The sequence below is a fragment of the Pseudomonas sp. Cab53 genome (assembly GCF_018325965.1).
GTDB lineage: Bacteria > Pseudomonadota > Gammaproteobacteria > Pseudomonadales > Pseudomonadaceae > Aquipseudomonas > Aquipseudomonas chlororaphis_E.
On the sequence record NZ_AP021902.1, the window covers coordinates 935,808 to 949,106 of the forward strand.

Genomic DNA, 13,299 nt, shown 5'->3' on the forward strand with positions numbered 1-13,299 from the left:
AGAACACCATGAGCGAATTCGACCGGGACCGGCGTCGTGTGATACAGGCCGTGGGCGCAGGATTATTGTTGCCGGGGTTGGCGCCGGTGGTGATGGCTTCGGTCAAGGATCGCCCGGTGCTGACCGACGGTGTGCAGTCTGGCGATTTGCAGGGCGATCGGGCGATGATCTGGAGCCGCAGCGACCGCCCGGCGCGGATGGTGGTGGAGTGGGACACCCGCAGCCAATTTCGTAATCCGCGGCGGGTGGTTTCGCCATTGGCCGACCGCCGCAGCGACTTCACCGCTCGGGTCGAGCTCACCGGCTTGCCGCCCGACCAGGCGATTTTCTACCGGGTGCGCTTTGAAGATGCCCAGAGCGGCGTCGCCAGCGAGCCCTGGTTCGGCCATCTGCGCAGCGCGCCGCAGTTCAAACGCAACATTCGCTTTGTCTGGAGCGGCGACACCGTCGGCCAGGGCTTTGGCATCAACCCCGACATCGGCGGCATGCGCATCTACGAAGCCATGCGCCTGCGCCTGCCGGACTTCTTCATCCACAGCGGCGACACCATCTACGCCGACGGTCCGGTGCCGGCGCAAATCACCACCGAAGGTGGCCGCGTCTGGCGCAATCTCACCACCGAAGCCAAGAGCAAGGTCGCCGAGACCCTGGATGAATATCGCGGCAACTACCGCTACAACCTGATGGATGAAAACGTGCGGCGCTTCAACGCCGAGGTGCCGCAGATCTGGCAGTGGGACGACCACGAAGTGGTCAACAACTGGTCGCCCGGCAAGCAACTGGACGAGCGCTACCAGACCAAGGATATCCACAGCCTGGTGGGGCGTGCGCGGCAGGCCTGGCTGGAGTACGCGCCGATGCGCCTGCAGAAGGCCGATAACGGTGGGCGGATCTATCGCAAGCTCGGCTACGGGCCGATGCTGGATGTGTTCGTGCTCGACATGCGCAGCTACCGCGAAGCCAACGACGCCAACCTCGGCGCGGCCAAGCCGTTCCTCGGGCGCGAGCAGTTGAATTGGCTCAAGCGCGAATTGAAGCAATCCAGGGCCCAATGGAAGGTCATCGCCGCCGACATGCCCATCGGCCTCGGCGTGCCCGATGGCGAGGTCAGCCCCGGCGTGCCGCGCTGGGAAGCGGTGGCCAACGGTGACCCGGGGCAGGCCCAGGGCCGGGAAGTGGAAATCGCCGAACTGCTCGGCTACCTGCGCAAGCATCAGGTGCGCAACTACGTCTGGCTCACCGCCGATGTCCATTATTGCGCGGCCCATCACTATCACCCGGAACAGGCGGCGTTCCAGGATTTCGAGCCGTTCTGGGAATTCGTCGCCGGGCCGTTGAACGCCGGCAGCTTCGGCCCCAACGCCCTGGACAAGACCTTCGGCCCCGAAGTGGTGTTCCAGAAGGCGCCGCCTGCCCAAAACGCCTCGCCGTTTGCCGGCTACCAGTTCTTTGGCGAGGTGAACATCGACGGACAGAGCGGGGCGATGAGCGTGGTGTTGCGGGATCTTGAAGGGGTGGCGGTGTTCGAGAAGAAGTTGGAGCCGGTTTGACCCAAGGCTGACCGGGATTCCCCTGTGGGAGCGGGCTTGCTCGCGAAAGCGGTGTGTCAGTTGATAGATGCATGACTGACACGACGCATTCGCGAGCAAGCCCGCTCCCACAGGGGATCGTGTTGCCTGGGCGGTCAGTAGACGTCCCGCCGATAGCGTCCCTGTTCGATCAGTTGCTCCACGGCCTCACGTCCCAGCGCCTCGTTGAGCACCTGGTCCACGCCCGATGCCATGCCTTGCAAGCTGCCGCAGACGTAGATCACCGCGCCGTCGGCCAGCCATTGCTTGAGCCGTGCGGTGGATTCGCGCAACCGGTCCTGGACGTAGATTTTCTCGGCCTGGTCCCGGGAGAACGCCAGGTCCAGGTGTTCCAGGTCGCCTGAGGTGACCCATTCCTGCAACTCATCGCGGCAGTGGAAATCATGTTCGCGCTGGCGCTCGCCAAACAGCAGCCAGTTGCGCTGCATGCCTTCGGCGACGCGGGCCTTGAGCAGGCTGCGCAGGCCGGACAGGCCGGTGCCGTTGCCGAGCAGGATCATCGGCACGCCCTGGGGCGGCAGGTGGAAGCTGCTGTTGCGGTGTACCCGCAGGCTGATGGCGCTGCCCAGCGGCGCATGTTCAGTGAGCCAGCCGGAACCGATGCCCAGGCTGCCGTCGGCGTGACGCTCCTGGCGCACGATCAGCTCCAGCACGCCGTCGGCCGGGATCGAGGCGATGGAGTACTCACGCATCGCCAGCGGTGCCAGGGCATCCACCAGTGCCTGGGCGTGCAGGCCCACCAGGTGGGCGCGGTTTTCCGGCAGTTGGCGGGTGGCCAGGGCCTGTTCGAGCGTCTGGGTCAAACCATCGAGCTGGACGCGGGCGTGGCCGGCGATGCCGAGGCCGTCGAGGAAGTGCTCGATGGCCCACGGGTCATTGCGCGGCAGCACGTGCACCAGGTCACCGGCCAGCCAACTGCTCGGGCCGGGCGCCGTGAGGCCCAGCAGGTACACGCCTGCGCCGCTGCTGTCGGGGTTGAGCAGGGTGCGTTGGCTCAGCGTCCATGGCTCGAAGGCGGGCGCTTGCCAGGTGTCGGCGGGCGCCTGGCCGGTCAAGTCGGCCAACTGTTGCTGCCAGTGGCGCAGGGCGTACGGGTCGCCGCTGTCGACTTCCACCGGGGCGAACAGCGTCCTTCCGCCATGGGCCGACAGCCAGGTGTGCAGGCGCCGGGCGAACCCGCAGAAGTGTTCATACTGGCGATCGCCCAGGCCCAGCACCGAGTACTGCAGGCGTTCCAGGCTCAGGGCGCGGCCCAGTACCTTGCGTTCGAAACCGCGGGCACTGTCCGGCCCTTCGCCGTCGCCGAACGTGCTGACGACGAACAGCGCGTGGGTGGCGTTGCTCAGGTCCTGCTCGCTGACCCCGGCCAGAGCCTGGACCTTGACCGGTAACCCGGCGGCCTGGAGCTGGCCGGCGGTCTGCCAGGCCAACTGCTCGGCGAAGCCGCTCTGGCTGGCGAAGCCGATCAGCCAGGCCGGCCCGGCGCCCGGCTGGGTAACCAGTTCCTGGCGAGCCTGCCGGACCTGGCGCTGCTTGCGGCGCCGGTCCAGGTACAACAACCAGCCAGTGATGAAGAACAGCGGCATGGCCAGGGCGGCGACCGTCACCAGAATCCGCCCGACCAGGCCGAAATAGCTGCCGACATGCAACGCATAGACGCTGGTGAGCAATTGCGCCTTGAAGCTCTTGTCGCTGTAGCGGCTGTGCCGGCTGATGGCGCCGGTGGCCGGGTCGAGCATGAGCTGGTTCAGGGCCCGGTCGTGGGGCGAGTTCTTCAGCAGGTAGAACACCGTGGCCGGTTGCCCGGCCACGGGCGGCATGCGCACGTTGTAGGCGGACAAGTCCGGGCCGGCCGCGCTGTAGATGCTGCTCCAAATGGCGCGGTAGTCGGCCACCGGCGGCGGGCCCTCAGGCGCCGGGCCGCGATTGCGCGCGCGTTCTTCCTGGGGGCATCGGAGAGCAGGCGGGTCACGCCTTTGTTGTACCAGTCGTAGGACCAGGTCAGCCCGGTCAGGGCCGCCAGCAGATAGAACAGCAGACACCAGGTACCGGCCACCGAGTGCAGGTCCCAATTGAAGCTGCGACCCTTCTTGGCCCAGTCGAGGGTCAGCCAGGCGCGCCAGTTGCGCCATTGGCGTGGCCAGCGCAGGTACAAGCCCGACAGGCAGAAGAACACCAGGATCAACGTGCAGGCGCCGGTGATTTGCCGGCCCACTTCGTCGAGGGTCAACACGCGGTGCAACTTGAGCATCAGGCCGAAAAAATCCTGGCCTACCACGTCACCCATGAACTGGGCGGTGTAGGGGTTGAAATAGCGCATGGCTCCGCGCTTTTCCCCGGGCGGCGCGGTGAAGATCACCCGCGCGGCGCTGCCGTTGTCGGTCTCGACCCAGAGCATGGCGACGGTCTTGCCGGACGCGGCTTCGATCTGTTCCACCAACTCGGCGGGGGGCAGCACGCCAGCCGGTTGTTTCTCGACCGTCAGCACCTGGGGGTTCAACGCCCGCAGGATCTCGTCCTGGAACGACACCATCGCCCCGGTGATGCCCATCAACGCCAGGACCAGCCCGGCACTGATGCCGAAAAACCAGTGCAACTGGAACAGGGTTTTCTTCAACACGTCGCCGCCTCGTTCATTCATTACTGTTCATCACGGCGCGCATTATGCCGTGTGTTATCGAGAACCATTCATAAACACGCATAAAAGCCCCACTCATGCGGATGAGTGGGGCTTTTATGCGTGGAGCGAATGGTCATCTTGTGGGAGCGGGCTTGCTCGCGAAGGCGCAGTGTCAGGCAACCTGTTCGTCGACTGACCCGCCGTCTTCGCGAGCAAGCCCGCTCCCACAGCTCCTCAGGCTGACCATTGAGCCGGGCTCCTGGCTCCAATCAGAAGTGGAAGTTGGTACTCAGCAACGCGGTGCGCCCGGCCGCCTGGTTGGCGAAGTGGGTCGAGAACGCCTTGTCGTAGTAGGTTTCGTCGGTCAGGTTCTGCACGTTGAGCTGCAGGTCCAGGTGCTTGTTGACCTTGTAGTTGGCCATCGCGTCGTAGCGCACGTAGGCGTCGACCTGGGTAGTATTCGCCACGCTGCCGAACACGTCGTCGACATAGAACGCGCCGCCGCCAATGGTCAGCTTCGAGGTGAGCGCGTAGGTGGTCCAGATGCTGGCGCTGTTCTTCGGCGTGTTCGGCAGTTCGTTGCCGTCGGTGGTGCTCATCGGCCCGCCATCGACTTGCTTGCTGTCCAGGTAGCTGTAGCCGGCGAAGACCTGCCACTTATCGGTGATCTTGCCGCTGGCCGACAGTTCGAGGCCGTCGACGCGGGTCTTGCCGGCGTTCTCGTACGTGGTGGTGTCGACCTGGACCCGGGCGTTGTCTTTCTCCGTGCGGAAGATCGCCGCGGTCAGCGAGAGGCGGGCGTCGAGCAGGTCCCACTTGGTGCCGATCTCGTAGTTCTTGGTGGTTTCCGGTTCCATGTCGCTGGCCAGCAGGTTGCCGCTGCGGTCCGGCGTGCCGCCCAACGGGTTGCCTTCGGTGCCTTCGCCGACCATGTTGCCTGGCGGTGTGGCCGATGTGGCGTACGAGGCGTAGAGACTGCCGTTGTCCGCCGGTTTCCAGACCAGGCCGAACTGGCCGGTGATGAACTCGCTGGTGTCATCGCCCTTGGACGTGGTGGTGCCAGCGGCGTTGTAGGTCTTGTACTTCGTGTCGAAATGGTCGTAGCGCAAGCCCATGTTCACCAGCCATTGCGGCGACAGCTCCAGGGTATCGAACACATAGAGCGCGCGGGTGACGCTGGTGGTGTCGGTGCCGGCGTAGTTGCGTGCAATCGTGCCGTTCCACGGGTCATTGGGATTCGGGTTGGAGAGCGAAGTGCAGTTGTAGCCGCTCGACGCGCCGACCATCGACGGCGTGCAGTTGGTGTTCGCTGCCGTGGTCCCCGGCACCGTGTCGGTGTTGACGGTGTAGGAAGACTTTTCACCTTTCTCGCGGCTCAGCTCGATCCCGGTGGAGAAACTGTTCTTGAAGCCGGCGACGTAGACGTCACCGAACAGGTCGGTCTGGTTGGTGGTGGTGTCGACGTTGCTCACGCGGCTATTGGCCCGGCGCCAGACCGTGCCGTTGTTGACGTTGCCCTTGCTGTCGTCAGGCTGGGTCAGGATGTAGTCCTGCATGCTCGAACCGTGGCGCAGGGTGTTCTTGAGCGTCAGCGCGTCGCTCAAATCGTGCTCGATGGCGAAGGTGGCCGTGTCGGTGCGGGTCTTGCGAAAGTCCCGGTCGGTGAGGCCGTAGAAGTTGCTGCTGTCGCCGCCGTCGTTGGGCTTGTCCGGGTTGGCCTTGGTGCGGTCGGCCGTGCGGCCCGAGGCCGGTACGGTGTAGGGGATGCCCGAGTCTGGCAGGTCATTGCTTTCCAGGTGGTAGTAATCGAGGTTGACCCGGGTATCGGTGCCCAGGCCGAACGCCAGCGATGGCGCGATGCCCCAGCGGTCGTAGTCGACCTTGTCGCGGCCGGCGACATTGCTTTCATGGCTCATCAGGTTGAGACGGCCGGCGGCGGTGTCGCTGAACTGATAGTTGCCGTCCAGGGTGTAGCGCTGGGTCTGGTCCGAGCCCCAGGTGAAGCCGCCGTCGAGGCTGTCGCCCAGGTGCGCTTTCTTGCTGACCAGATTGATTGTTCCGCCTGCGGCACCGCGCCCGCCGACGGCGGAGTTCGGGCCCTTGCTCACTTCAATCGATTCCACGGCGAAGATCTCGCGGCTCTGCGAACCGGTGTCGCGCACGCCGTCGAGGTAGGTGTCGCCCTGGGCATCGAAACCGCGGATGAACGGACGGTCGCCCTGAGGGTTGCCCCCTTCACCGGCACCGAAGGTGATGCCGGGCACGGTGCGCAACGCGTCCTGCATGTTCAGTGCCCCCGTGTCCTTGAGCACCTGCTGCGGGATGACGGTGACCGAGCGTGGCGTGTCCACCAGCGGCGCGGTGTATTTCGGGGAAGAGGCTTTTTCGACCTGATAGGACGTCGCGTCCAGGCCCTGGCCGGTGATGCGGGTGGCGTCCAGGGCGATGGCGTTGCGCGGAGCGTTCTCATCGGTGTCCTGCGAGGCCTGGGCCACGTGCGTCGCGGACGTTGCACTGAGGGCGACGCCGATGGCCGACGCCAACAGGCGAGGTGAGTTGACCGGTGATGGTGTGGGTTGACGCGACATGAAAAATTCCTTCCCCCAAGGATTCGAGGCCGCGGAATATAGGGTAAACAGGGTTTTGTATCAATTGCGAAATATTGCTATTTGAGAGGAATTTACATTCTTTACAATTTGCCTTTACGGGTGCTCCCAGGTGCGACATCGACGGGGGTTGTGCACAGCCAATAAGAATCACTACCATTGGCGCCCCATTTTATCCACAGGTCCAAATGCCATGTTGCTGCACATTCCCGGCGTGTTTTCTCCTGAAGAAGTGCAGCGCATCCGCGAGGCGCTGGAGCAGGCCGAGTGGGCGGACGGCAAGGTCACGGCGGGTTTCCAGTCGGCCAAGGCCAAGCACAACCTGCAGTTGCCCGAGGGCCATCCGCTGGCCAAGGAGATCGGTGCCGCGATGCTGGACCGGCTGTGGAAAAACCCGTTGTTCATGTCGGCCGCGCTGCCGCACAAGGTGTTCCCGCCCCTGGTGAACTGCTACACGGCGGGCGGCAATTTCGATTTTCATATCGACAACGCGGTGCGCCAGCCCAAGGGCAGTGCCGAGCGGGTGCGCACCGACCTGTCGGCCACGTTGTTCTTCAGCGATCCGCAGGACTATGACGGCGGCGAACTGGAAATCCAGGACACCTATGGCACCCAGCGGGTCAAGTTGCCGGCCGGGGACATGGTGCTGTACCCGGGCACCAGCCTGCACAAGGTCACCCCGGTCACTCGCGGCGCACGTTATGCCTCGTTCTTCTGGACCCAAAGCCTGGTGCGCGAAGACAGCCAGCGGGCGCTGCTGTTTGAAATGGACGGCGCGATCCAGCAACTGACCCAGGACATGCCCGATCACCCCTCGTTGATTCGCCTGACCGGCACTTATCACAACCTGCTGCGCCGCTGGGTCGAGGTGTAAGTGACGGACTTTCGTCTGCGCCGCCAGGAAGTGCTCGACACTGATGCGCTCACGACCATGCTCGACGAAAGCCCGGCGCGGGCCGCCCAGGCGATCCTGGTCGCCGCCCGTGAGGGGGTGCTCGAAGCCCAGGCCCTGCTCGGGCAGATCCTGCTCGACGGCCAGGGCATCAGCCGCGATGGGCCGCTGGCCCTGCGCTGGTTCAGTATTGCCGCCGGGCGCGGGCACCTGATGGCGCGCAACATGCTCGGGCGCTGTCATGAACACGGCTGGGGCTGCACCGCCGATGCGTCGATCGCCGCCAGGCATTATCGCCAGGCCGCCGAGGCAGGCCTGGACTGGGCGATGTACAACTACGCCAACCTGTTGGCGACCGGGCGTGGTGTACCTGAGGACCAAGGCCAGGCGCTGCGTCTGTACCGTCGTGCCGCCGAACAGGGGCACGCGAAGTCGATGAACCTGCTGGGCCGTTACCTGGAAGAGGGGCGTGCCTGTCCAGCGGACCCGGTTGCCGCGGCCCAGTGGTATCGACGTTCAGCCGAAGGCGGTGATTTTCGCGGGCAGTTCAGCCATGGCTGCGTGTTGCTGGCCGGCCACCGGGTCGACGAAGGACTGGCCTGGCTGCGGCGCGCCCTGGAGGGCGGCAATCTCAATTTCCTGCGGGTGGCGGTGCACACCTTGGCCCGGGCACAGATGCCGGTGTTGCAGCCTTTGGTCGAGGCCTATCAGGCGCGTATCGCGGTATTGGATCAAGGTGCCGTTGCGTAATAGCCGAACGGGTTATTTATCTATTCATACTTGAATGTCGTCGCTTGCTATAAGCGGTTGGCGGGTTTGTAGTATCCGCTAATGTTTGCATTGTTTTCGCGCTTTGACTTCATTTGCTTCGATCGACTAGTGTCCGAGCGGCTGTATGTAACTTGTACTTCGTTCGGCAGCGTTTAGTTAATGGTTGTCGGTCAATCGATAATTAAAGGATTAATTATGAATACCCATGCTGTGTGGAGCGAGGCACTTGAAGATGCTTCGTCCGAAGAGATCACCCTGTTTGCGCAATTGGCGCCGAAGACGCTGTCCAACGCCTCGGCACCGACCCAGGAAGGCGAGTCCCGTGGCAAGGGCCTGTTGCTGACCAAGAAACAGATCATCGACCTGAGAAAGTATGAGTCGGCTGCCCTGGCGCTGCCCTATCACGTGGCCGATGTGAAGGATTACCTGAACTTCGGTGATCCTGCCGGGGGCGGGGCGGGGCTGCGCGTCGACGACTTCGTCAAGACCTTCCGCGCCACCCGTACCCACGCCCGCCGCTGGTCGCCCCTGCGTGAATCGATCATGCTGACCGGCAGCCAACTGAAGTTGTTTGCCGCCAGCATGGCCATTTACGAAAGGTCCATGGAGGAAGTCTATGACGATGTCCGGGCCGCCCGGTTACTGGATAAAAATAATATTGAAACCCTGGAACAGCTAAAACAACTGGAGTTGGAGCTGGGGGGTAAGTTTCCCGGTATTGACTTGCCGCCGGGTACGGTGGAAGACATCGGTTACTACCTGGATCAGATCTACAAGAAAGTGGGGGATAATCTCAAGGTCGTTAAAAGCATCAAGTTGGCACTGGATTACTTTGGCTATGACTTGCGCCAGCACATCCTGCCGGAGATCAAACTACGCCTCAGCTTGATCGGCAGTACGTTGTTGCCGGCCGAAGTCGAGATGCTCAAGCGACAGGTCGATGACCGGGCCTTGCGCATCGAAGAGAAAAATACCGAATACGCCAATGCCGTGGAGCGGTCCCTCGGTGCGGCCACGGGCATGAACCTGATCGGCCTGGCGCTGGCCATTTACCTGGGGGTGGAGGCCGAAAACATCCGCGCCGAACGAAACCGCCTGTACCAGGAGCAGGAAGCGGCCATTGAAGAGCTGCGGGGCAAACACCAGACCCTGGGTTCCCTGAGCCGGGTCAAACATGACCTGCAAGGCCTTGAACTGGTGGCGATCGACGCCGACATCGCCACGCAGAACCTGATGCACGTCTGGAATGTCATGCACCTTTACATCCAGTCCTCCCAGGATGCGGTGGCCAAGATCACTGATGCCCTCAGGCTGCGCCTGTTCATGCAGGCCTTCCGGGCAGTGGCCTCGCCGTGGAAGCAGATCGAGCACGATGCGGATGCCCTGATCGCGGTGTTCAAGGAAGCCGACGAGGAATACGAGCGTGTCTATGGCATCAGGACACGCGCCGCGTTTGCCATGCTGCCGAGCACCGATTACCCGACGGTCGATACCGGCATCCTGGCCGACAGCAACCGGCTCATGAGGGACGGCGCCATTCAATCCCGCGTGCTGTTCATTCGCTGGAATTACCTGCCGCAACTGCACCAGCGGTTCGATGCCCTGGTGCTCGGCGTGGACAACAGCAGCGATGTGCTCAAAGAGGTGGCGCTGAGCACCCGGATGGCCCTCGAAGGCCGGGTGCGTCGCTTGCAGGCGCTGGACAAGGAGCTGGCAAGCGCCTTGGACGAGCAGGATGTCCAGGACATCGAGGCGGACCGCGCCGGGGAGCTGGCGCAGATGAGTCGCTGCGTGACGCAGTCCACCCGGCAGCTCAGCGATCAGTTGTCGACCATCCGCGACGTGTTCGACCGACGCCTGAGCTTGGGCTTCGTCGAAGACATGGAACGCGAACAACACCGCGTCGAGGCTGGCCTCAAACGTCTGGAAGACGAGCGGGCCGAGCGTCAAAAGGCCCGTGGCCTGGCCAGCGACGCCATCGGCCTGCTCAAGACGGGTGGTATCGAAGCGATTGGCAACGACCTGGTGCTGACCCTGGAGCACATGACGAAACTCGGTATCGCGCCACCGGAAGTGCAGTTGGTCATGCAGGCGATCGAGCAGCTCAAGAAGACCCTGGTGCAGGTCGGCGAAGGGGTTCGCTTCCTCGACCTGGTGCGCGCACGCGACCAGTTGGCCGGGAAAATCCAGGCGCTGGACGCCGATATCGACAAGCTCCACAGCCAGCTCAACGCCCTGAAGGGCAAGGTCCAGTTCATCCGGGTCATTCATGGCATCGACGATCAGCGCCAGCGTTATGTGGGCCAATACCAGGGCGTGGTCGCGGCTTACCGCTCGTTCGCCCGGTTGATCGAGGCCAATGCCTACCTGGCGCAAGAGCAGCGCAGCCTCGACCTGATCCACCAGGCGCAGCGGTTCATGGCATTCCTGGCGCCGCTGGCCTTGCCCTTGGCGCTGCATGGATGACGCCCACGGCGGGGAGGGATCATGGTCGATTTTCTGTTGGACGAGAAACACTTCTCGGCGTTGGGCGAATACATCGGTTTCCTGAGCGACCTGCCGTGCAGCCTGGCGGAAATCGAGCAGTTATCCGATCTGTATCGTCGCTCGGGGCATGTGTTGCTGACGCCCCCCGATGCGCAGGCACTGACCCGCGCCGCGACGGACAATGAAAACCGTTGGAACGCGATTGTCTGTGTGGTCCCGTCGTTGGGTTTCATGGTGCATCGGCTGGTCGAGAAAACCGCCACCTTCGTGGCAGAGTTCGAGCAGGTGGCCCGGGATGCCATGCTGGTGACCGATCCCCCGTTGCTCGGCGACCTCGACCCGTCGCGCTTCTCGCCGGTCAACGTCGGTGCACAGGGGAGCAATCGCACCGCCAGCGTCATGCAGCTGATCGACAACCTCTGTCGGCGGCTGGATGAATGTGCGGCCGCGGGTGCTCGCCTCAAGGCGTTGATTGTGAGCGTCTCACAGACCATCCACAGTCTGTTCGTGCGTTTCATCGATTCGTTGACGCTCAGGCTCTGTGCCTGTCATGGGCCGGTGCCCAAGATCGAGGTCTACTACGCCTTGGGGCGGATCAGCCTGCCCGGCATGCAGTACGATGCGGGTGCGCAGCATTCCCAGGCGCAGCGCAAGGCATTGGCGCAAGCACACCTGAGGGCCTTGAACGGGCTCTATGTGCGTTCGACGTCGGCGGCGAACAACATTGCCGACCTGTGCCATCGCCTGGGGTATTTCCTGACCCAGGTGAAGCTCGAACTGCAAACCCATGATCGACAGCAGAGTCTGCGCCGGGCAAGGGCTTCGTTCGCTCAGTTGGCCTATCCGCTGGCGCAATTGAGGGCGATGGCCCACGCCTTGCGAGCGATGCCGTTGCGAGTGGAGGCGGGGTGATTGACCGTTCCCACGCAGGTGCGTGGGAACGTTCTGACGGGCGTCGATTTATACGTAGAAGGATTTCAGCGGCGGGAAGCCATTGAATTCCACCGCGCTGTAGCTGGTGGTGTAGGCACCGGTCGACAGCCAGTACAGGCGATCACCGATGGCCAGGTTCAGCGGCAAGCCATACTTGTAGTTCTCGTACATGATGTCGGCGCTGTCGCAGGTCGGGCCAGCGATGACCACTTCTTCCATTTCGCCTTTCTTCTCGGTCCAGATCGGGAACTTGATGGCTTCGTCCATGGTTTCGATCAGGCCGGAGAACTTGCCCACGTCGGTGTACACCCAACGCTCGACGGCGGTGCGCGATTTACGCGCCACCAGCACCACTTCGCTGACCAGGATGCCGGCGTTGGCAATCAACGAACGGCCCGGTTCCAGGATGATTTCCGGCAGGTCGTCGCCGAAGTCTTCCTTGAGGAAGCGAATGATTTCTTCGGCGTAGGTTTCCAGGCTGTTGGTGCGGGTGATGTAGTTGGCCGGGAAGCCACCGCCCATGTTGATCAGCTTGAGCACGATGCCGTCTTCTTCCTTGAGACGCTCGAAGATGACCTTGACCTTGGCGATCGCGGCGTCCCAGACGCTGATGTCGCGCTGTTGCGAGCCGACGTGGAACGAAATGCCGTAGGGCACCAGGCCCAGGTCGCGGGCCAGGATCAGCAGGTCCATGGCCATGTCGGTCTGGCAGCCGAATTTGCGCGACAGCGGCCAATCAGCCGTGGTCGAGCCTTCGGTGAGGATGCGCACATAGACTTTCGAGCCCGGCGCGGCCTTGGCGATGTTGCGCAGGTCGGCTTCGGAGTCGGTGGCATACAGGCGCACGCCCTTCTCGTAGAAGTAGCGGATGTCCTTGGATTTCTTGATGGTGTTGCCGTAGCTGATCTGGTCTGGCGTGACGCCGCGGCTCAGGACCTTGTCCAGCTCATAGATCGAGGCGATGTCGAAGTTCGAGCCTTTTTCCTTGAGCAGGTCGATGATTTCCACCGCCGGGTTGGCCTTCACGGCGTAGTAGACCTTGGCGAACTCGAAACCGGCGCGCAAGTCGTCGTAGGCCTGGGCAATCATCGCGGTGTCGATCACCACGAACGGGGTTTCCTGCTTGTCGGCGAACGCTTTCATCTTCTGGAAAGTTTCGCGCGCGAAATAATCTTCGACCTGGATCGACATACTTGGGACTCCTACTGGCAAACATCAGGATCAATGGGTGTGAAGGCCGGGTAGCCTTCGTGAACGTCCTCCGTATCCCCACTTTGGTTCGCCTACTTCCCAAGGCATTGCCGCCGAAAGCAAAAAGGCCATGGGCTGCGGGATGCCCTTGGCCTTGCTGTCTCGTCGTCAGTACTTGAGCCGGATGGATCGTTTCCAGCATGGACGTTC

General features: G+C 63.0%; 7 protein-coding genes and 1 pseudogene. 5 read left to right on the forward strand and 3 right to left on the reverse strand.

Going from position 1 to position 13,299, the window contains the following annotated elements:
• Nucleotides 1–8: 8 nt before the first annotated feature.
• The gene (locus KI241_RS03960) at nt 9–1,550 is read left to right on the forward strand and encodes an alkaline phosphatase D family protein (RefSeq protein WP_123578247.1); all 1,542 of its coding nucleotides are present in this window, start codon (nt 9–11) and stop codon (nt 1,548–1,550) included.
• A gap of 134 nt (nt 1,551–1,684) precedes the next feature.
• Here the strand turns inward: KI241_RS03960 and KI241_RS27950 are convergent.
• Nucleotides 1,685–4,209, reverse strand: a pseudogene (locus KI241_RS27950) (sulfite reductase flavoprotein subunit alpha).
• A gap of 269 nt (nt 4,210–4,478) precedes the next feature.
• A complete protein-coding gene (locus KI241_RS03970) occupies nt 4,479–6,797 on the reverse strand; it encodes a TonB-dependent siderophore receptor (protein WP_212803409.1) in 2,319 nt (772 codons plus the stop codon).
• 211 nt (nt 6,798–7,008) lie between these two features.
• On the opposite strand from KI241_RS03970, the gene KI241_RS03975 reads away from it, so the two are divergent.
• The 4 genes from KI241_RS03975 to KI241_RS03990 all read left to right on the forward strand — a co-directional run bounded on the left by KI241_RS03975 (nt 7,009) and on the right by KI241_RS03990 (nt 11,877).
• Nucleotides 7,009–7,689 carry a Fe2+-dependent dioxygenase gene (locus tag KI241_RS03975; protein ID WP_042729968.1) on the forward strand — a complete coding sequence of 227 codons (681 nt, stop codon included), beginning with the start codon at nt 7,009–7,011 and terminating at the stop codon, nt 7,687–7,689.
• 57 nt (nt 7,690–7,746) lie between these two features.
• Nucleotides 7,747–8,457: a tetratricopeptide repeat protein gene (locus KI241_RS03980; protein WP_042729977.1), complete on the forward strand. Its 711-nt coding sequence runs from the start codon at nt 7,747–7,749 to the stop codon at nt 8,455–8,457.
• Between the two features lie 216 nt (nt 8,458–8,673).
• A complete protein-coding gene (locus tag KI241_RS03985; RefSeq protein ID WP_212803410.1) occupies nt 8,674–10,944 on the forward strand; it encodes an alpha-xenorhabdolysin family binary toxin subunit A in 2,271 nt (756 codons plus the stop codon).
• A 21-nt stretch (nt 10,945–10,965) separates the two neighbouring features.
• A complete protein-coding gene (locus tag KI241_RS03990) occupies nt 10,966–11,877 on the forward strand; it encodes a hypothetical protein (protein WP_212803411.1) in 912 nt (303 codons plus the stop codon).
• 48 nt (nt 11,878–11,925) lie between these two features.
• Here the strand turns inward: KI241_RS03990 and KI241_RS03995 are convergent, their stop codons facing one another.
• Nucleotides 11,926–13,089 (reverse strand): type III PLP-dependent enzyme, encoded by a 1,164-nt coding sequence (locus tag KI241_RS03995; RefSeq protein ID WP_042732281.1) that lies wholly within the window; start codon nt 13,087–13,089, stop codon nt 11,926–11,928.
• Nucleotides 13,090–13,299: the final 210 nt, after the last annotated feature.